Source organism: Streptomyces sp. NPDC059852 (assembly GCF_042731455.1).
Lineage (GTDB): Bacteria > Actinomycetota > Actinomycetes > Streptomycetales > Streptomycetaceae > Streptomyces.
Genome location: NZ_JBHWJK010000010.1, coordinates 1 through 24,487, shown reverse-complemented (window position 1 = coordinate 24,487; position 24,487 = coordinate 1). Strand labels below are relative to the sequence as shown.

The window sequence follows — 24,487 nt, the reverse complement described above, 5'->3', positions numbered from 1 at the left end:
GTCCCCCTGGCGGCGGCCCGGCGGCGATTTACGGGGTTAAACCCCCCCTCAACCTCCGCCGCCCCCCGGGGTGCCCGCCCCGGCCCCCCCCGCTGCGGGGGGAAGCACCTGAGCGATCTGTTACGACGGGGGAATCGCGTCAGGCACTGCGGGGGGTGGCTGAAATGGTCCTTGGGGCCGGTGCCTCCGGCTCCGCGAGACGGTGGTCCCGCTGGTCCAGGTTGACGAAGATCATTCCGTATCGGATGGCGCACCGCACGGGCTGCGGCGCCCCCCGAGGCCGCCGCAGACATCGATACGCCCGCACGTCCTCGTCCTCGTCGCGCGTGACGACCACCGGTTCGCCGAAGACGGTCACCATCAGGGAGTCACCGGGGTGGGGGATCGCGGTGACCAGGTCGATGAAGTGCCACCCTGAGCGGTAGGCGGTCGCCATCTCCCTGCGGAATGACCTGTCGTCGGGTGGGGTGGTCATGCCGGCTCCTGCTCGCTGCCGCCATCCACGCCGATGGCCGGCCAGGAGCTGTCCCCGGCGATGACGACAGTCGGGGCCGCACTCGGCCAGCTGCTGTCCGCCCGCGAGTCGCTCTTCGCTTCCGAAAGGCCACTCAGGGCTCCGACGGCCACAACGGCGGAGAAGGCGGCGACAAGAATCGAGCGAAGCATTTTGTTCCGCATAATCGGCTTCGTCCTCACTTGAAGGTCCCCTCTTCCCCCGTCGAGTAAGACGATGGCTCATTCGGGCACTTCATGGCCACACGATCGGTGCATCATGTTCCTGCATGTTCAGGACCATGGGGGGTGGAGATTTGGCAACGAATCAGACTAAAGCGACACATCCCCATGCGATGACCGAGATGTGCGCTCAAGGCAGCCGTCTCTATGCGAACGCGCTGCGTGCAGGGCGTATCGCCCGCGCCGACGTCGAGTCCGCGCCCTGTCTGATGGAGTTCGCGCTGCTCTATCCGGACCCCGACGACGCGAACTGGCTGATCCCCCTCCCCGCCTCGGTGGCGCTCGCCCAACGGCTCAATCCCATCGAACGGGAGATCGCCGACCGCCGCCGGCTCTCGGTCGAGCTGACCGAGTCCCTCCAGCCCTTCATGGACCTCAGCACCCAGGTCACCGGGAGCACCCACTCGATCACGGTCCTGGAGGGCGGCGAGCGGATCAACGCCGCCCTCAACCTGGCCACGGCCCAGTGCCAGACCGAGATGCTCACCATCCAGCCCAGCACCCGTATCTCGGAGGCCAGCCTCCTGCAGGGCCTGGAGCGCGACCGGCCGCTCATCGAGCGCGGGGTGCGCATACGGACCCTCTACCAGCACACGGTCCGCTACAACCCCGGCAAGCTGGCCTACGTCGCCCAGCTCTCCGACGGCAAGGTCGAGTACCGCACGATCGACGAGCTCGTCGAGCGCCTCATCATCTGCGACGAGTCGGTCGCCTTCATCCCGACCCGCGACGACCAGCAGGTCGCCCTGGAGCTTCGGCACCCCGGGCTCATCCGGTACCTCATCAAAGTCTTCGAGTTCATGTGGAGCCGCGCGGTCCCGCTGAGCGAGCACGCCCCCTACGAGACCGCCCCCGACGGCATCACCGACATCCAGCACACCATCGCCAAGCTCCTGGTGGAGGGCCACGTCGACGAGGCCATCGCGCGCCGGCTCGGGATGAACGTCCGCACCTGCCGGGCCCACATCGCCAAGCTGGCCACCGCCCTGGGCAGCGGCAGCCGCGCCCAGCTCGGCTACCTCATCGCGCAGTCCGGCATCCTCAACGAGGATCACCGGCCCGGGGGCAGCTGAGCCGCGTCCCGCCCGGCCGGCACCCCGAACGGCTGCTGGGCGGGGATCTGGGCCGCGCGGGCCGCCCGGTCCAGGCCGACCTGGGCGATCCGCACACCGAGCTGCGTACGGCTCGCCGCGCCCAGCGTCTCCGACAGCCGGGCGATGTGCGCCCGGCAGGTGCGCACGCTGATGCCGAGCCGCTCCGCGATCACCGCGTCCTGGTGCCCCTCCGCGAGCAGCGCGGCGATGGACTGCTCCCGGTGCGAGATGCCCTCGAAGCCGGTGTCGGGGATCGGGGCGGTCAGCGGGATCGCGAGCCGCCACAGCCGGTCGAACGCCGTCACCAGGTAGTTGATGAGGGCCGGGTGGCGCAGCTCCAGCGCCATCGTGCGGTCGGTGTTCGCCGGGATGAAGGCCACCGTGCGGTCGAAGAGGATCAGCCGGTCGATGACCTCGTCCAGGGTGCGGGCCTCCACCGCGTCGCCCATCAGCTCCAGGTAGTTGAGCAGCCCCTGCCCGTGCCGGGCCACATGCGTGTACAGATCGCGCATCCGCACACCCCGGCCGCGCAGCGCCATCGCCCGGTGCAGACCCTCCGTCAGCTCGTGCTCGGGGCGGATGCCGCCGGGCTGCACGGTCAGCACCTCGCTCGTGCACGCCCGCGTCGCCTCGTCCAGCGCGGCCTGGATGCGCGCGTCGCCGTCGAGGATGCGCAGGGCCGTGCCCTCGGCACCGGACGACCGGGTCGGGAGCGGGGCCAGCCCGGCGTACCGCTCGAAGGCCGCCACCGCCGAGCCCATCCGCAGCTGGCTCGCGCTGGCCTCCTCGTACATCCCGCGCAGCAGCCGGGTCATGACCTCCTGCGGGGAGGTCGGCACCAGCCAGTCCATGTCGTCGGGGTCCGGGTGCAGCAGCGCCAGCTCCAGCAGGCAGGGCACCGGTCCCGCGTCCTGGCGGGACACCCTCCCGCGGCGTACAGCCCGGGAGTACACGCGGTCCCCGGCCTCGCACAGGCGGTCGGCGCCATGGGGATGCTCCTGCTCCCCGTGCCCGGCCATCGCTCCATCCACCCCCGGTCTCGCCTCGCGCGCCGGTACCGCGCCCGGCCCTGCGGGCGTGAGGTTCGCTCGCGCTTCCGCAGCGCAACTATGCGCGGACGGGCCGTGGTCCGCAACACGGCTCCCGCCGCGCGCCGGGGCACAACATCCCGCTGTATGCCGGTATTTCCGTCCCTCAGGGGCGCCGGACTGCAACAAGCTGATGGGGGCTTTTCGGCCCTGTAGGCCGCGCGGCGGCCGATTTCCGGCGCCCGGGTTCGCACAACGCAAGAGCCGCCGGGGCGTCCTGCCCCGGCGGCTCCGGTGGATCGTGGGCCGGGCGGCTACTTGTTGAGGCCGGCCTGCTGGCACGCGGTCTTGTACTTGGCCGTGCAGATCTCGGACAGCTTGTAGATGCCGTCGGCCAGGACCGTCTTGTCGATGTTCGACTTGGTCAGGGCGGCCACCGGGACCAGCAGGGCCGGGATGTCCTGGTGGGTGGGGCTGTCGACCTGGTCCTGCGTGAGGGAGTCGAACTGGATGTCCTTGCCCTGGACCTTGGCGACGGCCATCTCGGCGGCGCTCTCGGCCTCGTGCGGGTAGGACTTGTAGACGCTCATGTACTGCTCGCCGGTCAGGATGCGCTGCACGGCGTCCAGTTCGGCGTCCTGGCCGGTGATGGGCGGCAGCTTGGTCACGCCCGCGGCCTCCAGGGCCTTGATGACACCGCCGGCCATGCCGTCGTTGGCGGAGTAGACGCCCTTGATGTTGCCGATGCCGATCTCGTTGAGCGCCTCGGTCATGTTGGCCTGGGCGTTCTCGGGCTTCCAGTCCTTGGTGTCGTACGACTTGGCGATGTCCACCGCGCCCTTGAGCTCGGAGAGCGCGCCCGACTTGAACTGCTTGGCGTTCGGGTCGGTGAGCGACCCGTTCATCATCACGATCTTGTCGGAGGAGTCGACCTCCCCCATGGCCTCCAGCAGCGAACGGCCCTGCACCTCGCCGACCAGCTCGTTGTCGAAGGAGACGTAGGCGTCGATGGGGCCCTCGGCGAGACGGTCGTAGGCGATGACCGGGATACCGGCGTCCTTGGCCTTCTCCACACCGCTCGCGATGGCGTGGGCGTCCACGGCGTCCAGCAGGATGACGTCCACCTGGTCGTCGACCAGCTGCTGGAGCTGCTGCTCCTGCTTCTTCGCGTCCGCGTCGGCGTTGCGGTAGACGACCTTGCCCTGCCGGCTGGTGAGGCTCTCGACCTTCTCCTTGATGATGGGGTAGTCGAACTTGTCGTAACGCGTGTTCGCGGTCTCCGGCAGCAGCAGGCCCACGGTGATGTCGTTGCCCTTGGTCGGGCTCGCCTCGCTGCTGTCCCCTGTTACCCCCAGTCCGCCGCACGCGCCCAGCGCGAGGGTCATCGTGGAAGCGGCGGCCACGGCGGTGGCGGTACGGCGCAGAGAGCGCAAGGGACGCATAGGGAAGCTCACTTCTGGTGCCTTCGGGACACGGGCGCGCCATTGCGCCCCAATGTCTGAAAAGACAACGCGCCGACGCCCCCCAGCGTCAAGCGGAACCACTTAACGAGTGCGCAACACTACGCTCCGTCGATCATGTAAAGACATTGCGGAACTTCGCAGATCACCAGTTACACCCCCTCCACCGAACCTCACCCGGGGGCCCGGTGGACGCCGTAGCGGAATCCGTACAACCAACCCCGTTCGTGATGAGTCGTGTTCAGGACGGCCCGCACCGCCGTCCCCTACTCGACCAGAGGATCGAATGAACCCAGCCAGACGCGCGACCACCGCCGCCGCGACGACGGTCGCGCTCGCCACCGCGGGCACCCTGCTCACCACGGTCACCCCCGCGTCGGCCGCGGTGTCCTGCACGTCGCCGGTCTTCACACGGCAGTTCTTCGCGAACACCACGTTCTCCGGAACGCCGAAGAAGACCGACTGCGACAGCGCCATCGACCAGAGCTGGTCCGGAGCCCCCCTCAGCGGAATACCCAAGGACAACTTCGGCGTCCGCTGGAGCCTCACCCGCGACTTCGGCTCGGGCGGCCCCTTCACCCTCACCGCCTCCGCCCTCGACGGCATCCGCGTCCACCTCGACGGCACCCGCAAGATCGACCTGTGGAAGAACACCTCCACCACGGTCTCCAAAACCCTGAACCTGACGATCCCGTCCGGCAAGCACACCCTGCGCGTCGACTACGTCAACTGGACCGGCAGCGCCAAGGTGAAGTTCACCTACACCCCCCGCACAACCGCCACCGTCGACAAGACCGAACCCCTCACCCCCACCGGCGCCAAAGCCACCTACGACACCTCCACCGGCAAGACCAGACTCACCTGGACCGCCAACAAGGAGATGGACCTCGCCGGCTACCACGTCTACCGCCGCCTCAAGGGCGCCTCGTTCGGCACCACGCCCCTCGCGACGACCACCTCCACCTCGTACACGGACACCACCCTCCCGAAGACGGGCGCGACGTACTACTACGAGATCCGCGCCAAGGACAGAGCGGGCAACGTCGGCACGGGCACGACGGACCAGCCGGTGACGACGATCGACCGGACCGCTCCCGCCGCGCCCACCGGACTGACCACCGCGTCCCAGGAGAACGGGCTGCGGGTCGGCTGGAAGGCCGCCGCCGAGGCCACGTCGTACCGGGTCTACCGCTCCGCGAGCGCCGACGGCACGTACACCCCGGTCGGCACCACCGCCCAGGTCTCCTACGTCGACACCACCGCCGTCGAGGGCACCACGTACCACTACCGGGTCACGTCGCTGGACGCCGCCGGCAACGAGTCGGCCCGCTCGTCCTCCGTCAGCGGCAGGCGCCGCGACGAGACCCCGCCGTCGCTGGTCACCGGGGTCACCGTCACGCCGACCGAGTACGGCTTCGAGGTGCGCTGGGACGCCAACCCGACCCCGGACCTGCGGAGCTACGTCGTGCGCCGGGGCGAACTCTGGGGCGACGAGGAGGAGCAGGTGTGCTCCCTCTACCCGGGGTACTACGTGTCCGCCGACACGACGTCGTACGCCTACACCACGCTCCCGGACGGCGAGGAGTCCTGCTTCATCGTCGACGCGGTCGACGACGCCGGCAACTCCGCCTTCCAGTGGACCGGTGACGCCCAGATCGTGGTGGCGACGGAACTGGACACCACACCATCCGTCGAGACGCCCGAGGGCTCCCCGCTCACCCTTGAGGCGGCGGGCGCCGAGGGCGACGAGGGCAACCGGCTCAGCTGGCACGGCCTCGGTGAGGACGCCCCCGAGCAGGCGGCCGGCTACCGCATCTACCGCTGGAACCCCGGCACCTCCGCCTACGAGCGGATCGACGACGCAGCGCCGGGCACCACGGAGTACTTCGACACCGGTGCCGCGCGCGGCACCACGTCCTACTACTGGGTCACCGCGGTCGCCGCGGACGGCACGGAGTCCCTCCCCACGGGCGACTACGCCATCACGGCCCCCACCCAGTGACCGCCCGAGAACGGACCGGACGGAACGAGTGACGCCGTAGCGCACGCGAAGGGGCCCGGAGACGATCTCCGGGCCCCTTTCGTGTGCTGTGCGCTGTGTTCTAGTCCTTGGCCCGCTTCGGGCGCCAGACGACCAGGGCGCTGGTCTGCTGGACCTCCTGGTACGGGACCAGGTCGCGGCGGTACGAGGCGTGCACCGCCGCCTCACGCTGCTGCATCGCCGCCGCCGCCCCGTCCAGGGCCGCCTGCAGTTCGGCGACGCGGGTCTGGAGCGCGGCTACCTGGTTCTCCAGTTCGATGATGCGCTTGATGCCGGCCAGGTTGATGCCCTCGTCCTGCGACAACTGCTGCACCTGGCGGAGCAGTTCGATGTCACGGGCCGAGTAGCGCCGGCCCCGCCCGGGCGTGCGGTCCGGGGAGACCAGGCCGAGGCGGTCGTACTGACGGAGGGTCTGCGGGTGCAGGCCGGACAGCTGGGCCGCCACCGAGATGACATAGACCGGGGTCTCCTCGGTCAGTTCATACGGGTTGCGCCGACGACCGTCCATCTGACTCATGCTCCCTTCGCGGCCTGGAACAGCTCCGCCCGCGGGTCCTCACCCGCGGTCGCCTCGCGATACGCCTCCAGCGCTTCACGAGCCTTCCCCGTCACGTCCTTCGGGACACTCACCTCGACGGTGACCAGGAGGTCCCCGCGGGTGCCGTCCTTGCGGACCGCGCCCTTGCCCCGCGCCCGCATGGTGCGGCCGTTGGGCGTGCCCGGCGGCAGCTTCAGGGTCACCGCGGGGCCGCCCAGGGTCGGAACCCTGACCTCCCCGCCGAGCGCCGCCTCCGCGAACGTCACGGGGACGGTCACCGTCAGGTTGTCGTCCTTGCGCCCGAAGACCGGGTGCGCGTCGACGTGGACGGTGACGTACAGATCACCGGCGGGCCCGCCCCGCTCGCCGGGCGCGCCCTTGCCGCGCAGCCGGATGCGCTGCCCGTCGGACACCCCGGCGGGGATGCGGACCTGCATCGTCCGGGACGACTTGGCCCGGCCGCTGCCCTTGCACTCGGCACAGGGGTGCTCGGCGATGAGACCGCGGCCCTTGCAGTCGGGGCACGGGTCGGTCAGCGAGAAGCCGCCGCCCGAGCCGCGGGCCACCTGGCCGGTGCCGACGCAGGTCGGGCACACGCGCGGTGTGCCGTTCTTGTCGCCGGTGCCCGCGCACGCCTTGCACGGTGACTGGGAGGACATCCGCAGGGGGACCGTCGCACCCTCGATCGCCTCGGTGAAGCTGAGGCTGACCTCGGTGTCGATGTCCTGGCCGCGCCGCGGCTGGGTCCGGGTCGTGCCCGTACCGCCGCGGTTGAACAGGCCCCCGAAGACGTCACCCAGTCCGCCGCCGAAGCCGCCGGCCCCGGCCTGGCCACCCTGGGTGCCTCCGAAGAGGTCGCCCAGGTCGAAGTTGAACGAGCCGCCCGCGCCGCCCGGCCCCGGGCGGAAACCGCCGTTGCCGAACAGGGCGCGGGCCTCGTCGTACTCCTTGCGCTTCTTGGGGTCGCCGAGGACGTCGTTCGCCTCGGAGATCTCCTTGAACCGCTCTTCCGCCTTGGCGTTGCCCTTGTTGGCGTCCGGGTGGAACTCGCGGGCGAGCTTCCGGTACGCCTTCTTGATCTCGGCCTCGGTGGCGTCCTTGGGGACGCCGAGGACCTTGTAGTAGTCCTTCTCGATGAAGTCCTTGGTGCTCATCCTCGACGTCCCTCCTTCCTCATCGGTTCAACGTCAGCCCTCGTCCGGGCCACCGCTCTCCTTGTCGTCGGCCGCCTCGGCGGACTCCTCCTTGACGGTCTGCGCGCCCGGCTGGGGCTCGGCGACGGCCACCCGCGCGGGGCGGATGGTGCGTTCGCCGATGCGATACCCCGGCTGGAGGATCGCGACGCAGGTCGTCTCGGTGACGTCCGGCGCGTAGCTGTGCATCAGCGCCTCGTGGATCGTCGGGTCGAAGGGCTCGCCCTCCTTGCCGAACTGCTGGAGGCCCATCTTCGCCGCGACGGTCTCCAGCGACTCCGCGACGGACTTGAATCCGCCGACGAGTTCGCCGTGCTCCCGCGCGCGGCCGATGTCGTCGAGCACGGGAAGGAGCTCGGTCAGGAGGTTCGCGACGGCGATCTCCTTGACCGTGATCCGGTCCCGCTCCACGCGGCGGCGGTAGTTCTGGTACTCGGCCTGGAGGCGCTGGAGGTCCGCGGTGCGCTCGCCGAGCGCGGTGCGCACCTGGTCCAGCTGGGCCACCAGACCCGGGTCTGCGTGTCCGTCCCCGGCCGGGGCCGTCCCCTCGCTGTTCGGCGAGGGCGCGGCCTTCGGCTCGGCGTCGTCAGGGGTGGCGCCGGAGGGGACGTCGGGCTTCTCCTCGAAGCCCGGGGTCTCCTCCGTCATTACGCGGCACCGTCCTTGCGCTCGTCGTCCACGATCTCGGCGTCCACCACGTCGTCGTCGGCGGCCTTGGCGCCACCGGCCTCGGCACCCTCGGCGCCGGCACCGGCGGCCTGGGCGTCGGCGTACATGGCCTGGCCGACCTTCTGGGAGACCGCGGCGACCTTCTCGGTGGCCGTGCGGATCTGCGCGGTGTCCTCGCCCTTGAGCGCGGTCTTCAGCTCCTCGACGGCGGACTCGACCTCGGTCTTGACCTCGGCCGGGACCTTGTCCTCGTTGTCCTTGAGGAACTTCTCCGTCTGGTAGACGAGCTGCTCGCCCTGGTTGCGGGTCTCGGCGGCCTCGCGGCGGGCGTGGTCCTCCTCCGCGTACTTCTCGGCCTCTTCGCGCATCCGGTTGACCTCGTCCTTCGGCAGCGAGGAGCCGCCGGTGACGGTCATCTTCTGCTCCTTGCCCGTGCCCAGGTCCTTGGCGGTCACGTGCATGATGCCGTTGGCGTCGATGTCGAAGGACACCTCGATCTGCGGGACGCCGCGGGGCGCCGGGGGCAGACCGGTCAGCTCGAACATCCCGAGCTTCTTGTTGTACGCCGCGATCTCGCGCTCGCCCTGGTAGACCTGGATCTGCACGGACGGCTGGTTGTCCTCGGCCGTGGTGAAGATCTCGGACCGCTTGGTCGGGATCGTGGTGTTGCGCTCGATGAGCTTGGTCATGATGCCGCCCTTGGTCTCGATGCCGAGGGACAGCGGGGTCACGTCGAGGAGCAGGACGTCCTTGACCTCACCCTTGAGGACACCGGCCTGGAGCGAGGCGCCGATGGCGACGACCTCGTCCGGGTTCACGCCCTTGTTGGCCTCCTTGCCGCCGGTCAGCTCCTTGACGAGCTCGGCGACGGCGGGCATACGGGTGGAGCCACCGACGAGGACGACGTGGTCGATCTCGTTGATGGAGACGCCGGCGTCCTTCATGACGTTGAAGAACGGGGTCTTGCAGCGCTCCAGCAGGTCGGCCGTCAGCTGCTGGAACTGAGCCCGGGTGAGCTTCTCGTCCAGGTGCAGCGGGCCTTCGGCGGAGGCGGTGATGTAGGGCAGGTTGATCGAGGTCTCGGTGGACGAGGACAGCTCGATCTTGGCCTTCTCCGCCGCCTCGCGCAGGCGCTGGAGGGCCATCTTGTCCTTGGACAGGTCCACGCCGTGACCGGACTGGAACTGCTTGACCAGGTAGTCGACGACACGCTGGTCCCAGTCGTCACCACCGAGGTGGTTGTCACCGTTGGTGGCCTTCACCTCGACGACGCCGTCGCCGATCTCCAGGAGGGACACGTCGAAGGTGCCGCCACCGAGGTCGAAGACGAGGATCGTCTGGTCGTCCTTGTCGAGGCCGTACGCGAGCGCGGCCGCGGTGGGCTCGTTGACGATGCGCAGGACGTTCAGACCGGCGATCTCGCCGGCCTCCTTCGTCGCCTGGCGCTCCGAGTCGTTGAAGTAGGCCGGGACGGTGATGACCGCGTCCGTGACCTTCTCGCCCAGGTAGGACTCCGCGTCGCGCTTCAGCTTCTGGAGGATGAAGGCGGAGATCTGCTGCGGGTTGAACGGCTTCCCGTCGAGCTCCATCTTCCAGTCGGTGCCCATGTGACGCTTCACGGACCGGATGGTCCGGTCCACGTTCGTGACCGCCTGGCGCTTGGCCACCTCGCCGACCAGCACCTCGCCGTTCTTGGCGAAGGCGACGACGGACGGCGTGGTCCTGGCACCCTCGGCGTTGGTGATGACGGTGGGCTCGCCGCCCTCCAGAACGCTGACGACGGAGTTAGTCGTGCCCAGGTCGATGCCGACCGCACGTGCCATGGTTGATTCCTCCAGCTGACTTGAGTGGAACGGACTCAAGTGTGCATGACGGCTCGCGACGGGTCAACAGAGCTGAGTCGACCTGGCTCAAGTCTTATCCGTTCCTTACACGCAACTGCGCGCCCACCTGCGACGATGCCATACGCCGGGACGCATGGGCGGAGTCCTGCACCGGAACACGCGGTTGACGTCTGGGGCCGTAGGGCTTGATGTGCAGCAGGCCGAGGACGAGGAGGGCGGAGCCCGCCGCCACCCACCACACCGCCGTCCCGCCGAGCCGCCCCAGATGCACCAGGACGCCCACGACCACCCCGGGCAGCGCGGCGGCGCCCAGCGCGACGGTCGTGCCCTGCGGGGTGAGGCCGGTCCGGCGCAGCCGATGCGCCAGATGGTCCGGCGCGCCCCGCAGCAGCGGGCGGCCGGCCAGCCGGCGGGAGACGGCGATCAGGGCCACGTCGGTGACGGCGAGCCCGGAGAGGGCGTAGAGGACCCCGGCGCTGACGGCCGGGTCGTGCCCGGCCCGGGTCATCACCAGCGACGAGGCCAGCACGAACCCGACGAACAGCGAGCCGGTCGCGCCGAGCCCGATCCGGGCGGGATGCCAGTTCGGCAGCAGGAAGCCGGTGAGGGCTGCGGCCAGCACGCTCAGCAGCACCGCCAGCTCGTCCATCACCTCGGCCGCCGCACAGACGCCCACCCCGAAGGCCGTGAGCACGCCGACCGTGCCGGCCAGCGCGTCCGCGTGGTCCAGCGCCTTGAAGGCGACGGCGACCAGGACGATCCAGGCGACGGCGGGCACCGCGAGCAGGAACCCGGTGTCGCGGTACGGCACGACGCAGGCCGCCGCGACGGCCGTACCGCCGACCAGGAACCGCGCCTTGACCCGCCGTACGTCGGCGACGAGCCCGAGCAGGGCGACGGCGCCCGCGGCGACCAGCAGCCGCATGATCTCGGAGCCCAGCGGGGCGTACCCGGTCCATTCGCCGGCGGCGGCGACCAGACAGGTCACCAGGGCGACCGCCACCCCGCCGAGCAGGGGGAGCGGGCGCTGACGGCGCCGGTCGAGAATGCCGAACCGCAGAGCGGGCAGACGGAGCAGCGCCGCCAGCAGGGCGGTGACCAGGAGGGCGGTGGTGGCGGCGGTGATCCCGTAGAGCACGGAGCCAGGTTAGTGCCGTATATACCATTTCGGGATGAATAACACGATCGGTTCTTAAGGCAAGCCTCAGCGACCCAGATCACCTCACCCCTGACTACAGTGCGACGGAGGATGCGGGTAGTCTCAGAGGACTGCATAAGTTACCGCTTAGTAATGTCGCCAGTCATGTCGAGGGACCCCCTCGAACCACCCCCTCGCAGGCCCGAGGAGCCCCGAAATGCAACTCGCCGCGATCATCGTGTCGCTGGTGCTGACCGTGGTCGGCGTTGCGCTGCTCGCACGCGCCATCGGCCAGTTCGTCCGGTACTTCAAGCTCGGCCAGCCGGTGCCGGCCGGCAGCCGCACCGACAACCCCTACGCGCGCAGCGTCACGCTCGTGAAGGAGTTCCTCGGCCACACCCGGATGAACCGCTGGGGCATCGTCGGCATCGCCCACTGGTTCGTCGCGGTCGGCTTCCTGACGCTGCCGCCCACCCTCGCCCAGGCGTTCGGGCAGCTCTTCCAGGCCGACTGGACCCTGCCGGTCATCGGTGAGTTCCTGCCGTTCGAGATGTACATCGAGTTCATCGGCCTGATGACGATCCTCGGCATCGCCGTGCTCATCGTGATCCGGCTGCTGAGCCTGCCGACCCGTCCGGGCCGCAAGTCCCGCTTCGCCGGCTCCAAGGCGGGCCAGGCGTACTTCGTCGAGTACGTCATCCTCACCATCGGCCTCGCCATCTACGTCCTGCGGGGCCTGGAGGGCGCGCTGCACCACGTCGACGGCTACGAGGCCGGGTACTTCGCCTCGTACCCGCTGGTGCTCGCCTTCAAGGGCCTGAGCGTCACCGCGCTGCAGAACCTCGTCTACTTCGTCGCGATGATCAAGATCGGCACGTCCTTCGTGTGGATGATCGTCGTCTCGCTGAACACCAACATGGGCGTCGCCTGGCACCGCTTCCTGGCGTTCCCGAACATCTGGTTCAAGCGCAACGCCACCGGTGAGACCGCGCTCGGCGCCCTGCCCGCGATGACGTCCGGCGGCAAGCCGATCGACTTCGCCGACCCCGGCGAGGACGACGTCTTCGGCGTCTCCCAGGTCGAGCAGTTCTCCTGGAAGGGCCTGCTGGACTTCTCCACCTGCACCGAGTGCGGCCGCTGCCAGTCGCAGTGCCCCGCCTGGAACACCGGCAAGCCGCTCTCCCCGAAGCTGCTGATCATGTCGCTGCGCGACCACGCGCACGCCAAGGCGCCCTACCTGCTCGCGGGTGGCGGCAAGACCATGGAGGGCGAGGAGAAGGCGTCCGAGGAGCAGCTGAAGGACGTCCCCGCGGCCGCCCTCGCGGAGGCCGAGCGCCCGCTGATCGGCACCGCCGAGGAGAACGGCGTCATCGACCCGGACGTCCTGTGGTCCTGCACCACCTGCGGCGCCTGCGTCGAGCAGTGCCCGGTCGACATCGAGCACATCGACCACATCGTCGACATGCGCCGCTACCAGGTCATGATCGAGTCCGCGTTCCCGTCCGAGGCGGGCACGATGCTCAAGAACCTGGAGAAGAAGGGCAACCCCTGGGGCCTGGCGAAGAAGCAGCGCCTGGAGTGGCTCAAGGAGGTCGACTTCGAGGTCCCGGTCGTCGGCAAGGACATCGAGGACCTCACCGAGGTCGAGTACCTGTACTGGGTCGGCTGCGCCGGCGCCCTGGAGGACCGGGCCAAGAAGACCACCAAGGCCTTCGCCGAGCTGCTGCACATGGCGGGCGTCAAGTTCGCGATCATGGGCGGCGACGAGAAGTGCACCGGTGACTCCGCCCGCCGCCTCGGCAACGAGCCCCTGTTCCAGGAGCTCGGCATGGAGAACGTCATGGCTCTGAACATGGCGTTCGGCGAGGAGATGGACGACGAGGGCAACGTGACGCCCGAGTCGCGGAAGCCGAAGTCGGCGAAGAAGATCGTCGCCACCTGCCCGCACTGCCTCAACACGATCGGCAACGAGTACCCGCAGATCGGCGGCGACTACGAGGTCATCCACCACACCCAGCTGCTCCAGCACCTGGTGGACGAGGACAAGCTGATCCCGGTCACCCCGGTCGAGGGCATCATCACCTACCACGACCCGTGCTACCTGGGCCGGCACAACAAGATCTACACGCCGCCGCGCGAGATCATCGCCAGCGTCCCCGGTCTGCGCAACGAGGAGATGCACCGCCACAAGGAGCGCGGCTTCTGCTGCGGTGCCGGTGGTGCCCGGATGTGGATGGAGGAGCGGATCGGCAAGCGCATCAACAACGAGCGCGTCGACGAGGCCCTCTCCACCAACCCGGACATCGTCTCCACCGCGTGCCCGTTCTGCCTCGTCATGCTGACCGACTCGGTCAACGGCAAGAAGAACGATGGCAAGGCCAAGGAGTCCATCCAGGTCGTCGACGTCGCCCAGCTGCTGCTGGAGTCGGTCAAGACGCCCGTGGCGGACGACGAGCCGCCCGCGGGCGAGGCCGGAGCCGAGAACGAGCCGGAGCCGGCCCCGGCGAAGTAGCCGCTTCGCAGGCCGCGTGACGAAGCCCCCTGGACCCGCACGGGACAGGGGGCTTCGTCGTGGGGCACGCTGGAGGACGGCACCGGATCGGAAGGAACCGTCGCGTGATCATCTTCGGCACCAAGGGCTACCTCTACCAGCTCGCGATACTGACGCTGGTGTGCGGCCAGTGCGGCAACCCCTCGGCCCACACCCTGCGCAAACGCGTCACGAAGTTCACGCTGTTCTTCGTGCCGCTGTTCCCGGTCTCCACGAAGTACGCGACGCAGTGCACGTTCTGCGGCGCCGAGCAGAAGGTCACCGGGGAGCAGGCCGACCAGCTCCTGGCGCAGGCCACCCCCGGGGGCCCCGGTCAGCAGGCGTACGGACAGCCGCAGCAGCCGTACCGGCCCTGACGGCCCGGTTCCGGGACCCCCGGCGGTGGCCTACGGCTTCGGCTGCTTCTGGGCGCCCACCGCGTCGGCGGCGTGCCGGGGTCCGGGGCGGGACGAGAACTGCCCGATGAGCTCGCGGAAGCAGACCAGGGCGGTGATCGGCGGGATCCCCACGACCACCATCGCGAGCAGCGAGTGCGCCGACTGCCCGATGCACAGCGCCACGGCGGTGCCGGAGGCGATCAGCATGACGGCCCAGGACTTGCGGGCGGTCCGGCGCTGGACCGACGCCCGCAGGATGGAGAGCCCCGCCAGCAGCCACGGCCCGTAGACCGTCAGCGGCCACCAGTGGGCCAGCCTGGGCGCCACCACGAGCAGCGCGATCGTCCGCAGCTGGTCGTACGAGTACGAGATGGACCAGGTGAGCATCGTCACCGCGCACAGGGTGATGAGGGTGACCAGGATCGAGACGGTGAGGACCTTGGGGTTCTTGGTGAGCGAGTGGGCGCCGGGCTGGGGCCGCTTGCGGTGCACCGGGCGGGGCGCCGGCCGGCGGTCGGCCTCCTGACGGGGCGGGGCGGGGTCCGGGGCGCGGGCGGCGCTCAGCATCTGGGCCAGCTCCTCGTCCAGGTCCCAGGCCTCCGGCGACATGCCCGCGTCCGGTGGCTGCCAGAGGTTCTGCATATCGAGCTGCTGCGTGTAATGAGGCGGCTCGCCCACCGGTTCGTACTCGGTCCTCATTTTTACGACGCCTCCCCTTCGCGTGCCGCTCGCAGATATTCACGCTCCATCCGGCCGATGGTTCTCAGGAAGTCGTCGAGCAGATCAGAGCAATAGGTGATGCTCTCCGCTGTGATCTGATCAGCTGCCTGGCGCGAACGACGCGCGCACTCCTCAGCTGCGTGTTTTTCCTGCCAAGTCACGCCCACCTAACGAGCGCCGCGCAGGCCAGGACATCTGGCATTCGGGGGAATATGCGTCAACGGTGATGATATGGAATATCCATGACCGCCGCCGCCCGATGACATTCCGAAAATGTGCTCCGACACTTTTCCTTTGCGGATCTTGGCCGAATTCCCCACACCCCGGGCGGCGGCGCGGGACCGCTATCCGACGCGTCCGGCGGCGGAGCCGAAGCCCAGCCAGGTGTGGCGGTTGCCCCACCAGCACCAGCCGACCTTCGGGGCGTCCTTGCGCTCACGGCCGTCGCGGCCGGTGCCGTTGCTGATCCAGACGGCCGGGGTGCGGGCGTCGAAGGAGCCGTCGTCCTTGCGCAGCCGTGAGCCGATCGTCATGAAGCAGTGGCCGCGCTCCAGGGCCGCGGGCTGCTGGATCACCCAGTGCAGTCCCTCGGTGAGGGTCAGCGGGGTACGGCCCTTCCCGGTGAGCTCGGGCAGGGCCTCCTCGGGGCTCCAGTTGGCCAGATGGTCACCCCGGTCCACGCCGGTGACGAGGTGGAACGGCCCCTCGGGCAGCTCGACGCCCACCGGGGCGAAGTCGTCGACGTCGGGCATGTCGACGACCACGAAACCGGGCTTGCCGCGATGGCGCAGCAGCGGCGCGAGCGCGGAGGCCGGGACCCGGTCGGGGTGGACGACGAGCAGGGCGCCGGGGTGGGCGTCCGCGGCCCGCCCGGCGTAGGCCCGCAGCTCGTCGGCCGGGGCCTCGGCGAGGTCGTGCACACCGAGCTCGATCAGGCGCTCCGCCTGCGCGGCGAGCGGGGGCAGGGTGGTGACGGCGGCGGCGGACGAGATCTCGGGCACGGCTCTCCTCGGGGTGCGCTGCGGGTGGACCTGGGGTCAACGAAGGCTCCCGGACAGCCGTTCCCGTGCGCCCGGGGCGGTGCGCGACTCGGGCGTATTCAAGCCACATCCGCCCATCCCGCCACCCCGTCCGGGCCCAGGGCTGTCGCCGCTTCTCGAACGCGTGCATCATTACCCAGTTGTTGTCCCTGGTAATGACGAGGTGAGCGGTGCGCGCGCGACGAAGCGGGAAGTGTACGGCGGCCCTGACCGGCACCCTCGCCACGCTCACGGCCCTGGCTCTGACGGCCTGCGGCCCCACCGCCCACGACGACGCGAAGGCCGAGCCCACCCCGCTCCGGGTCGCCGACGCCCCCGCCAAGCTCCCCGTGCCGCGCGGCAAGGGCAGCGAGGTCCCCGACGACTTCAACGGGGACGGGCACCGCGACCTCGTCCTCAACGACCTGGCGAAGGCGCAGGCGCACACCGACGACGCCGGAATCGGCATCGTCTACGGCAGCGCCCGCGGACTCACGCCCGGCGCCCGGCAGCTGCTCGACCCCCGGCGGCACGCCGCCCCCACCGACGGCCGGCGGCCCGCCGTCTTCGACGCCGAGGCGACCTGCGACCTCGACGACGACGGCTTCACCGACCTGGTGGTCTCCACCGACCCGCCGTTCGACGGCCAGGGCCGGCCGCCGGTCCCGCTCCAGATCCTCTTCGGCTCCCCCGGCGGGCTCTCCGGCAAGGGGGTCAAGCTGACGATCCCGGACGCGGCCCGCTTCGGCAACGACTGGCCGGACCAGCCGGTGTGCGGTGACTTCGACGGCGACGACGCCCAGGACCTGGTGGTGCACGCCTCGGACGGGCGGCTGAGCTTCCTGCGCGGCCCGTTCGACCGCGACGGCGCCCCGCACGCGGCCGGCGCCCCCGTCCCGTCGCCGGGGAACCTGCCCACCGGGCCGGCCGCCGACGTCGACGGCGACGGGTACGACGACCTCGTGGTGCGCACGGCGGAGAACTCCGGCACCTCGGCCGTGGTCCTCGGCGGCCCGGACGGCCCGACCCGCACCGGGGTCACCCTGCCCGCCGGGATCGACCTCGCCCTCGGCGCGTTCGGCCGGGGCAAGGCCCTGGACGCGGCCGTCGGCGCCATGGGCAGAACGTCTCTGCGCTACGACCTGCCGGCCCCGGCGGCGCGGGCCGCGCTCGACAGCGCCGGCTCGATGCTGGACGCCGCCGACTTCGACGGCGACGGGCTGAGCGAACTGCTCTCCAGCGGCTCGCAGTTGCGTGTCTTCCGGGGGCGCCCGGGCGGCCTGCGCACCACCGGCATGGTCACCGTGAAGCCGCCGGCCCACGGCACCACCCGCGTCCTGTCCACCGGCGACTTCGACGGGGACGGCCGGGCGGACCTGGTCGTACGGACGTACGTCGGCGAGACCGAGGACACCGTCGCCGTGTACCCGGGCCGCCCCGCGAAGCAGGGCCTGCTGGCGGCCGAGCCGTCGGTGACGTTCTCCAGCACGGAGTTCCTGGTGCGCCAGGAGACGCCCTAGCCGACGCCGCTGCCCTGCGTCTGGCCGAGGAGGCGGGTCATGGCCTCGGCGGCCCGTACGGCCGCGTCCCCGCAGCAGTTGTTGAACAGCACGTGCAGGGCGTCGACCCGGCCGGCCAGCGCCTCCAGCCGGGGCAGCCACTCGCGCAGTTCGCCCTCGTCGTAGCAGTGCCGGAAGCGCTCCTCCTTGCTGCCCGTCCCCCAGTGGGCACTGCGGCCGTGGAACCGCACGACCGAGAGCCGGGGCGAGGTGACCGGGGCGACCGGCGGCACGGAGGCGGGCAGCGTCTGCGTCATGTCCACCGCGACCGCCGCCATCCCGTGCCGGGTGAGCAACGCCCGCGTGGCCTCCGCCTGTTCGCCCCGCCACCACGCCGGATGCCGGAACTCCACGCTCACCGGCCACCCCCGGGTCCGCCGCGCGGTCTGCTCCAGGAACGCCTCCGCCCGCGCGCCGGGCCGGAACCACGGCGGGAACTGGAACAGCACGGCGCCCAGCCGCCCGGCCCTCCGCAGCGGCGCGATCCCCGCCGTGAACCGCGCCCACACCTCGTCCAGGAGACGCGGGTCCCGCGCGTCGGCCGGCCACCCCCGCGGCATCAGGGCCGGCCGCGTCGGATGACCGGTCAGCAGGGAGAACGCCTTCACGTCGAACACGAAGCCGTCCGGCGTCCGCTCCGCCCACAGGGCGCTGTTCCGCTCACCGGGCAGCGCGTAGTACGTCGCGTCGACCTCGACCACCGGGAAGCGCTCGGCGTAGTGCCGCAACCGCCCCTCGGCGTCCCGCCGCCCCACCGGGTACCAGCCGCTGCCGACCAGTGCCCGGTCCGTCCACGAACACGTGCCCACCAGGATGTCGCCCATGGGACGGCGGTTACCCGGACGCCCGGCGGCCAGACGTGCCCGCCGCCGTCTGCGGATGTGGCCTTGGGGACCCGCGCGTAGTCTGGTCCGGGTACATCCGGCGCGCCCCCGGCGCGAACTCGCAGGTCACGTGTGTGCCCCCACCCGTCCAGGTGGCTGAGGCACGCCCCGGACGAGCGGAGGACCAACCATGGGCACAGTCACCACCGACGACGGCACCACGATCTTCTACAAGGACTGGGGTCCACGCGACGGCGAGCCGATCGTCTTCCACCACGGCTGGCCGCTGAGCGCCGACGACTGGGACAACCAGATGCTGTTCTTCCTGTCGCACGGCTACCGGGTCATCGCCCACGACCGGCGGGGCCACGGCCGGTCGACGCAGACCTCCGAAGGCCACGACATGGACACGTACGCGGCCGACGTGGCCGCCCTCACCGACGCGCTCGACCTGCGGGACGCCGTCCACATCGGGCACTCCACGGGCGGCGGCGAGGTCACCCGCTATGTCGCCCGCGCCAAGCCCGGGCGGGTCTCCAAGGCGGTGCTGGCGGGTGCCGTGCCCCCCGTCATGGTCAAGTCGGAGAGCAACCCGGGCGGTACGCCCATCGAGGTGTTCGACGGGTTCCGCGAAGGTCTCGCCGCCAACCGGGCGCAGCTCTACATCGACGTGCCGTCGGGGCCGTTCTACGGCTTCAACCGCCCCGGCGCCGAGGTCTCGCAGGGACTGATCGACAACTGGTGGCGGCAGGGCATGATGGGGGCCGCCAACGCCCACTACGCATGCATCAAGGCGTTCTCCGAGACCGACTTCACCGAGGATCTGAAGAGCATCGACGTCCCGGTGCTGGTCATGCACGGCAGCGACGACCAGATCGTGCCGTACGAGGACTCGGCCCCCCTGTCGGCCAAGCTCCTGAAGAACGCCACGCTCAAGACGTACGAGGGCTATCCGCACGGGATGCTGACGACGCATCCGGACGTCCTCAACCCGGACATCCTGGAGTTCATCCGGTCGTGACGCCGGTGGCGTCCGGCGCGGGTCACCGCACCGGGAAGCCGCAGGTGTAGCCCTGGGCCGCGAGCCACGGCAGGACGCGGCGCAGGGCCTCGACGGTCTGGGAGCGGTCGCCGCCGGCGTCGTGGAACAGCAGCGTCGGCCCGTTGGCCAGCTCGCGCTGCACGGTGGCGACGATGGCGTCCGCGCCCGGCCGTTCGAAGTCCTTGGTGTCGACGTTCCAGCCGAGCGGCCGCATACCGCGCGAGGCGGCGAGCTTGCGGCTGTAGGGGGTGAACGCCCCGCCCGGCGCCCGGTAGTACATCGGCCGTACGCCGCCGGACGCCTCGGTGATCATGCGTTCGGCGTCGAGGATCTGCCGCGACTGGTAGCTCTGCGAGTTCTTGTCCATGGCGGTGTCGTGGGACACCGAGTGGTCGCACAGCCGGTGCCCCTCGGCGACGACCCTCTTCACCAGGTCCGGGTACGCCTCGGCCTGCGTGCCGACCATGCAGAACGTGGCCTTCACACCGTGCTCGCGCAGCACGTCGAGGACCTGCGGGGTCCAGTTCGGGTCGGGGCCGTCGTCGATGGTGATGTTGACACCGCGCGACCCCTTCTCCGAGGCGTGCGCGATGGTCACGGCGACCGGCTGGGGGGCTCGGTCCGCCGCGGCCGGCGCGGTCGCCCTGGGGGCCGCCTCGCCCGCGGCACCGGCCTGCGCGGTCCACACCGACGCCCCCGTGGCCAGGATCGTCACGCCCAGCGCCGCCCCGACCAGCTTGCCGTACCAGCCGCGCCCGCCCCCGTGCCGTGCCATGTCCGCCCCGCTCTCCCGCTGTCGCCCGCCGCTGCCCGGTCCCTGTGACCAACTGGCATGACGAGCTTCGGCGGCCCGGGGATCCGTCCGTTACCGATCACGGACAATCCCGGGGGAGTTCGGGGACAACTTCGCGGGGGCGCGGTGCGCGGAGCCTGGCGCTCGGCGCCGTCCCGTGGCGCGGGCGTGAGGCCGCGCGGAGGGGTCAGGCCGCGCGTCCGCGCCGTCCGCTCCGCTGGGGACGGGCGGCGGCGGTCATGTCGTCCTCCCGGTCGTCCGTCTCCTCGGCCCAGACGCCCTCGTCGTCCCCGAAGTCGGGGGCCTGGAAGGGCGTCGTGGTGGGAGGCGGAGAGGCCGCGCCGGTCCGGCGGGGCTGCCCCTCGTGGGGGGCGGAGAACAGCGACGTCGATTCGATGGGAGTTCTGCCTTTCGTGCAGGTCCCACGACGGGACCTGGGGTGCCGTGACCGGGCACCGGCGGCTACTAGAGCTTGGTCATCTTGGCGTACGGGCTCACGATCCGCATCTGGGCGGAGCCGAAGTCCACGAGCGCCGCGACCCCGTCCTCGATGCCGACCACCCGGCCGAGGCCGTACACATCATGGGTCACCTGATCGCCCATGGCGAAGTGTTTTGGAGCCGGCACGACCGGGGCCTTGAAGGGGCTGGTGGGCAGATGACGCTTCGGCGCCGGAGGCTTTGTCATGGCTCAGTATGCGCCTTCGCGCGGCCGCCCCGCTGTGGCCCTGGGCACAAGAAAGCCACAGATGGCGTCAGGCACGCCGTTGACCTGGCCTTTCACAAAATCCATATCCCCGCCCGGATCGCCGGATCAGAACTCCCGGCCGCCGTTGATGCCGGTGGAGAAGCAGGCGTCGCCCTTCTCCCCCACCCGGATGATCCGCTGGACCCGTCCGACGGCCTCCCGCTGTTCTGGCCGTGGTGCCGGCGAGCAGGGCGACCCCGGGCACGAGCAGGGCGGCGGTGCGGGATTGCGCCGAGGGCATTTCCTGGCAAACCAGGAGCAAGGGCGCGGCTAGGCTTGGCCGGTATGGAGCTGCCCGAGGGACCCGAGTCCGGTGGGGAGAAGGCGTACTACGTCACCACCCCCATCTACTACGTCAACGACGCCCCTCACCTGGGCCACGCCTACACGACGCTCGCCGCCGACGTCCTCGCGCGCTGGCACCGGCAGCGCGGCGAGAAGGTCTGGTTCCTGACCGGCACGGACGAGCACGGCCAGAAGATCCTGCGCACGGCGACCGCGCACGGCGTCTCCCCGCAGGAGTGGTGCGACCGGCTCGTGGAGGAGGCGTGGCAGCCGCTGTGGCGGCACCTGGAGATCTCGCACGACGACTTCATCCGCACCACGCAGCGCCGCCACACCGATCGCGTCCAGGAGTTCGTCCAGGACCTGTACGACAACGGCGAGGTCTACAAGGACGTCTACGAGGGCCCGTACTGCGTCCACTGCGAGGAGTTCAAGATCCCCGCCGAACTCCTCGACGGCGAGGGCGAGTACGCGGGGCAGAAGCTGTGCCCGATCCACCGCAGGCCCGTGGAACTCCTCCAGGAGGAGAACTACTTCTTCAAGCTGAGCGACTACCCCGAGCGGCTGCTCGCCCACTACGAGGCCCACCCGGACTTCATCCAGCCCGAGTCCGCCCGCAACGAGGTCGTGAATTTCGTCCGGCAGGGCCTCCAGGACCTCTCCATCTCCCGCTCGACGTTCGCCTGGGGCGTCCCGGTCCCGTGGGACGACCGGCACGTCATCTACGTCTGGGTCGACGCGCTGCTCAACTACGCCACGGCGGCGGGCTACAACGAGAACCCGGAGAAGTTCGCGACGACGTTCCCGGCGGACGTCCACCTGGTCGGCAAGGACATCCTCCGCTTCCACGCCGTCATCTGGCCCGCGATGCTCATGGCCAACGGCCTGCCCCTGCCCGGACGGATCGTCGCCAACGGCTGGCTGCTCGTGGGCGGCGAGAAGATGAGCAAGTCCAACCTCACCGGCATCGGACCGCGTGACCTGACCTCGCACTTCGGCGTGGACGCGTACCGGTGGTACTTCCTGCGCGCGATCGCGTTCGGCCAGGACGGCACGTTCTCCTGGGAGGACTTCGCCGCCCGCTACACCAGCGAGCTGGCCAACGACTTCGGCAACCTCGCCTCGCGCGTGGCGGCCATGGTCGGCCGGTACTTCGACGGCGAGCTCCCGGCGTCCACCGCCGACGGCGCCGCCGAGGACGCGATCCGCGCCGGCCTGGCCGAGGCGGTCACGGAGGCCGACCGCAGGATCGGCGAGGAGCTCGACTTCCAGGGCGGCATCGCCGCGATCTTCCACTTCGTCAAGCAGGTCAACGGCTACCTGACCGAGCAGGAGCCGTGGAAGGTGGCCAAGGACGGCGGCGCGACCGCCCGGGCCCGCCTCGCGACGATCCTCCGCACGGCCGCGGAGTCGCTCCGCGCCCTCGCTGTCCTCCTCCACCCGGTCATGCCGGAGACCGCCCAGCGCCTGTGGACCTCCCTGGGCGCGGAACCCTCCCTCGGCCCCCTGGCGGACCAGAGGATCCAGGACGCCGGGGCGTGGGGCGCTCTCGCCCCCGGCACGCGGATCACGAAGGGACCGGCGCTGTTTCCCCGTCTGGAGGAGACGGAACGGGGCTGACGGCGGTGCGGTGAGGAGAAGCCCGGGAATACGCGGGCGGCGCCCGCACAAACATACGACGCGATTCACGATGCCGCAGGGTGTTCAACCGCCGCACGGCACCGGTTGAACACCACTCCACCGTTCAACTTCGGGGCGAACCCGTTCGGTTGACGCTTCCCACCGGTCCCGGCCAGGATTCCATCAGTCGCCGGGGAACACCCCGGGAAGACCGAGAAGGGAAGTGAATCGCGATGGAGAACGTCGAGTTCGACGACATCGAGTTCATCGAGACGGCCGAGGAGCTGCTCGCCACCTCGTACTACAAGAACATCCAGTAATTGTTCTTGCAGTAGCGCAGTGGGGAAGGGCGGTGCCTGCGGGCACCGCCCCTCGCCGCATTGTCAGCCAAGCAGAGCTCAGAGCGGGAAAGGTTGTCGCCGTGACAACAGCAGAAACGGCCTGGGAAGAGCGGATCGCCGCCCTGTGGTCCGCCCTCGACGATCACGACGAGGAAGAATTCCTCGGAAGAATTCGGGACCTCACGGCGGAACTGCCGCCGGACGACGCGCGCGCTCCGTTCGAACTCGCCTGCGCCTACGACTCCACCGGGCACTCCGACAGCGCCGTCCCCCTCTACCGGCAGGCGCTCGAAGCCGGCCTCTCCGGCCTGCGCCGCCGCCGCGCCGTGATCCAGCTGGCCAGCTCGCTGCGCAATGTCGGCCAGGTCAAGGAGAGCGTCGCCCTGCTCGAAGCCGAGCGCGCGGCCGGATCCGACGCGCTGGACGACGCCGTGGCCGGCTTCCTCGCGCTCGCGCTCGCGGACGTCGGCAGGGAGCGCGAGGCGCTCTCGTACGCGCTCGTCGCCCTGGCCAAGCATCTGCCGCGCTACAACCGCTCGCTCGCGAACTACGCGGCGGACCTGACCGAGGAGTCCGCCTAGCCTCGCCGCGTATTCCGCTTCGGGCGCCCGGGTGTCGTGACGACACCCGGGCGCATTCTTTTTCCATTCCGGTTCGGCACTCCTTTCTCGGTCTGTTCAAGTGCGCACCCCCGCCGCAGTTGTACTCGTTGACCGCACTCCCGTTCCCGGGCGAACATTTCATCAGTCGCCGGGATTCCCCCGGGGAAATCGAAGAAGGGAAGTGAATCGCGATGGAGAACGTCGAGTTCGACGACATCGAGTTCATCGAGACGGCCGAGGAGCTGCTCGCCACCTCGTACTACAAGA

Annotated in this window: 21 protein-coding genes; 8 read left to right on the top strand and 13 right to left on the bottom strand. The window is 70.2% G+C overall.

All coding sequences use genetic code 11. The features are described 5' to 3' along the window. Positions 1–139: 139 nt before the first annotated feature. Positions 140–475: a hypothetical protein gene (locus tag ACFV46_RS15200; RefSeq protein ID WP_361924237.1), complete on the bottom strand. Its 336-nt coding sequence runs from the start codon at positions 473–475 to the stop codon at positions 140–142. Between the two features lie 373 nt (positions 476–848). Here ACFV46_RS15200 and ACFV46_RS15195 point away from each other — a divergent pair, with 373 nt between their 5' ends. Further along, positions 849–1,808, top strand: coding sequence for a helix-turn-helix transcriptional regulator (locus tag ACFV46_RS15195; protein WP_361924239.1), 960 nt, complete (start codon positions 849–851; stop codon positions 1,806–1,808). Here ACFV46_RS15195 and ACFV46_RS15190 read toward each other — a convergent pair. Further along, positions 1,787–2,848, bottom strand: coding sequence for a helix-turn-helix transcriptional regulator (locus ACFV46_RS15190; protein ID WP_361924241.1), 1,062 nt, complete (start codon positions 2,846–2,848; stop codon positions 1,787–1,789). The two genes, ACFV46_RS15195 and ACFV46_RS15190, sit on opposite strands and share 22 nt — an antisense overlap. Positions 2,849–3,171: 323 nt before the next feature. Beyond that, a complete protein-coding gene (locus ACFV46_RS15185) occupies positions 3,172–4,299 on the bottom strand; it encodes a substrate-binding domain-containing protein (protein ID WP_361924243.1) in 1,128 nt (375 codons plus the stop codon). A 304-nt stretch (positions 4,300–4,603) separates the two neighbouring features. Here ACFV46_RS15185 and ACFV46_RS15180 point away from each other — a divergent pair, with 304 nt between their 5' ends. Continuing rightward, on the top strand, positions 4,604–6,319 hold the full coding sequence (locus ACFV46_RS15180; RefSeq protein ID WP_385498504.1) for a PA14 domain-containing protein: 1,716 nt from the start codon (positions 4,604–4,606) through the stop codon (positions 6,317–6,319). Positions 6,320–6,419: 100 nt separating this feature from the next. Here ACFV46_RS15180 and ACFV46_RS15175 read toward each other — a convergent pair whose 3' ends face one another. From ACFV46_RS15175 to ACFV46_RS15155, 5 genes are all read right to left on the bottom strand, one after another. Then, positions 6,420–6,866, bottom strand: coding sequence for a heat shock protein transcriptional repressor HspR (locus ACFV46_RS15175; RefSeq protein ID WP_151788193.1), 447 nt, complete (start codon positions 6,864–6,866; stop codon positions 6,420–6,422). A 5-nt stretch (positions 6,867–6,871) separates the two neighbouring features. Continuing rightward, complete coding sequence (dnaJ, locus tag ACFV46_RS15170; RefSeq protein WP_151785085.1) at positions 6,872–8,050, bottom strand: molecular chaperone DnaJ; 1,179 nt, start codon at positions 8,048–8,050, stop codon at positions 6,872–6,874. Positions 8,051–8,083: 33 nt separating this feature from the next. Next, on the bottom strand, positions 8,084–8,737 hold the full coding sequence (grpE, locus tag ACFV46_RS15165; protein WP_283287584.1) for a nucleotide exchange factor GrpE: 654 nt from the start codon (positions 8,735–8,737) through the stop codon (positions 8,084–8,086). Further along, complete coding sequence (gene dnaK / locus ACFV46_RS15160; protein ID WP_283287586.1) at positions 8,737–10,581, bottom strand: molecular chaperone DnaK; 1,845 nt, start codon at positions 10,579–10,581, stop codon at positions 8,737–8,739. Before dnaK ends, grpE begins: the two co-directional genes overlap by 1 nt. Positions 10,582–10,675: 94 nt before the next feature. After that, entirely contained in the window at positions 10,676–11,740 is a 1,065-nt protein-coding gene (locus ACFV46_RS15155; protein WP_385498502.1) for an MraY family glycosyltransferase, read from the bottom strand. 217 nt (positions 11,741–11,957) lie between these two features. Here ACFV46_RS15155 and ACFV46_RS15150 point away from each other — a divergent pair, with 217 nt between their 5' ends. Next, the gene (locus ACFV46_RS15150) at positions 11,958–14,252 is read left to right on the top strand and encodes a (Fe-S)-binding protein (RefSeq protein WP_385498500.1); all 2,295 of its coding nucleotides are present in this window, start codon (positions 11,958–11,960) and stop codon (positions 14,250–14,252) included. Between the two features lie 104 nt (positions 14,253–14,356). Beyond that, positions 14,357–14,647: a zinc-ribbon domain-containing protein gene (locus ACFV46_RS15145; protein WP_376727651.1), complete on the top strand. Its 291-nt coding sequence runs from the start codon at positions 14,357–14,359 to the stop codon at positions 14,645–14,647. Positions 14,648–14,677: 30 nt separating this feature from the next. On the opposite strand, the gene ACFV46_RS15140 is transcribed toward ACFV46_RS15145, so the two are convergent. Then, positions 14,678–15,367, bottom strand: coding sequence for a DUF2637 domain-containing protein (locus ACFV46_RS15140; protein WP_385498498.1), 690 nt, complete (start codon positions 15,365–15,367; stop codon positions 14,678–14,680). A 365-nt stretch (positions 15,368–15,732) separates the two neighbouring features. After that, complete coding sequence (locus ACFV46_RS15135) at positions 15,733–16,389, bottom strand: DUF5701 family protein (RefSeq protein WP_376727649.1); 657 nt, start codon at positions 16,387–16,389, stop codon at positions 15,733–15,735. Positions 16,390–16,598: 209 nt separating this feature from the next. On the opposite strand from ACFV46_RS15135, the gene ACFV46_RS15130 reads away from it, so the two are divergent. Continuing rightward, the gene (locus ACFV46_RS15130) at positions 16,599–17,927 is read left to right on the top strand and encodes an FG-GAP repeat domain-containing protein (protein ID WP_385498496.1); all 1,329 of its coding nucleotides are present in this window, start codon (positions 16,599–16,601) and stop codon (positions 17,925–17,927) included. Here the strand turns inward: ACFV46_RS15130 and ACFV46_RS15125 are convergent. Further along, positions 17,924–18,790: a DUF72 domain-containing protein gene (locus ACFV46_RS15125; RefSeq protein ID WP_361924258.1), complete on the bottom strand. Its 867-nt coding sequence runs from the start codon at positions 18,788–18,790 to the stop codon at positions 17,924–17,926. The two genes, ACFV46_RS15130 and ACFV46_RS15125, sit on opposite strands and share 4 nt — an antisense overlap. Positions 18,791–18,980: 190 nt before the next feature. Between ACFV46_RS15125 and ACFV46_RS15120 the strand changes: the two genes are divergently transcribed. Next, positions 18,981–19,811 carry an alpha/beta hydrolase gene (locus tag ACFV46_RS15120; protein ID WP_361924260.1) on the top strand — a complete coding sequence of 277 codons (831 nt, stop codon included), beginning with the start codon at positions 18,981–18,983 and terminating at the stop codon, positions 19,809–19,811. Positions 19,812–19,833: 22 nt separating this feature from the next. Here ACFV46_RS15120 and ACFV46_RS15115 read toward each other — a convergent pair whose 3' ends face one another. Both ACFV46_RS15115 and ACFV46_RS15110 read right to left on the bottom strand, forming a co-directional pair. Next, a complete protein-coding gene (locus tag ACFV46_RS15115; protein WP_385498494.1) occupies positions 19,834–20,607 on the bottom strand; it encodes a polysaccharide deacetylase family protein in 774 nt (257 codons plus the stop codon). Positions 20,608–21,090: 483 nt separating this feature from the next. After that, positions 21,091–21,312, bottom strand: coding sequence for a hypothetical protein (locus tag ACFV46_RS15110; RefSeq protein ID WP_108707912.1), 222 nt, complete (start codon positions 21,310–21,312; stop codon positions 21,091–21,093). A gap of 345 nt (positions 21,313–21,657) precedes the next feature. Here ACFV46_RS15110 and metG point away from each other — a divergent pair, with 345 nt between their 5' ends. After that, positions 21,658–23,277, top strand: coding sequence for a methionine--tRNA ligase (gene metG / locus ACFV46_RS15105; protein ID WP_385498493.1), 1,620 nt, complete (start codon positions 21,658–21,660; stop codon positions 23,275–23,277). A gap of 421 nt (positions 23,278–23,698) precedes the next feature. Beyond that, positions 23,699–24,199 carry a tetratricopeptide repeat protein gene (locus ACFV46_RS15100; RefSeq protein WP_361924267.1) on the top strand — a complete coding sequence of 167 codons (501 nt, stop codon included), beginning with the start codon at positions 23,699–23,701 and terminating at the stop codon, positions 24,197–24,199. Positions 24,200–24,487 lie beyond the last annotated feature (288 nt).

What these genes read in the sequence shown, in the direction of transcription:
- ACFV46_RS15125 (WP_361924258.1), bottom strand. Translation starts at nt 18,790, where the DNA reads ATGGGCGACATCCTGGTGGGCACGTGTTCGTGGACGGACCGGGCACTG.
- dnaK (WP_283287586.1), bottom strand. Translation starts at nt 10,581, where the DNA reads ATGGCACGTGCGGTCGGCATCGACCTGGGCACGACTAACTCCGTCGTC.
- ACFV46_RS15150 (WP_385498500.1), top strand. Translation starts at nt 11,958, where the DNA reads ATGCAACTCGCCGCGATCATCGTGTCGCTGGTGCTGACCGTGGTCGGC.
- ACFV46_RS15180 (WP_385498504.1), top strand. Translation starts at nt 4,604, where the DNA reads ATGAACCCAGCCAGACGCGCGACCACCGCCGCCGCGACGACGGTCGCG.
- ACFV46_RS15120 (WP_361924260.1), top strand. Translation starts at nt 18,981, where the DNA reads ATGGGCACAGTCACCACCGACGACGGCACCACGATCTTCTACAAGGAC.
- ACFV46_RS15115 (WP_385498494.1), bottom strand. Translation starts at nt 20,607, where the DNA reads ATGGCACGGCACGGGGGCGGGCGCGGCTGGTACGGCAAGCTGGTCGGG.
- ACFV46_RS15175 (WP_151788193.1), bottom strand. Translation starts at nt 6,866, where the DNA reads ATGGACGGTCGTCGGCGCAACCCGTATGAACTGACCGAGGAGACCCCG.
- ACFV46_RS15195 (WP_361924239.1), top strand. Translation starts at nt 849, where the DNA reads ATGACCGAGATGTGCGCTCAAGGCAGCCGTCTCTATGCGAACGCGCTG.
- ACFV46_RS15140 (WP_385498498.1), bottom strand. Translation starts at nt 15,367, where the DNA reads ATGAGGACCGAGTACGAACCGGTGGGCGAGCCGCCTCATTACACGCAG.
- dnaJ (WP_151785085.1), bottom strand. Translation starts at nt 8,050, where the DNA reads ATGAGCACCAAGGACTTCATCGAGAAGGACTACTACAAGGTCCTCGGC.
- ACFV46_RS15185 (WP_361924243.1), bottom strand. Translation starts at nt 4,299, where the DNA reads ATGCGTCCCTTGCGCTCTCTGCGCCGTACCGCCACCGCCGTGGCCGCC.
- metG (WP_385498493.1), top strand. Translation starts at nt 21,658, where the DNA reads ATGGAGCTGCCCGAGGGACCCGAGTCCGGTGGGGAGAAGGCGTACTAC.
- ACFV46_RS15110 (WP_108707912.1), bottom strand. Translation starts at nt 21,312, where the DNA reads ATGACAAAGCCTCCGGCGCCGAAGCGTCATCTGCCCACCAGCCCCTTC.
- ACFV46_RS15190 (WP_361924241.1), bottom strand. Translation starts at nt 2,848, where the DNA reads ATGGCCGGGCACGGGGAGCAGGAGCATCCCCATGGCGCCGACCGCCTG.
- ACFV46_RS15200 (WP_361924237.1), bottom strand. Translation starts at nt 475, where the DNA reads ATGACCACCCCACCCGACGACAGGTCATTCCGCAGGGAGATGGCGACC.
- grpE (WP_283287584.1), bottom strand. Translation starts at nt 8,737, where the DNA reads ATGACGGAGGAGACCCCGGGCTTCGAGGAGAAGCCCGACGTCCCCTCC.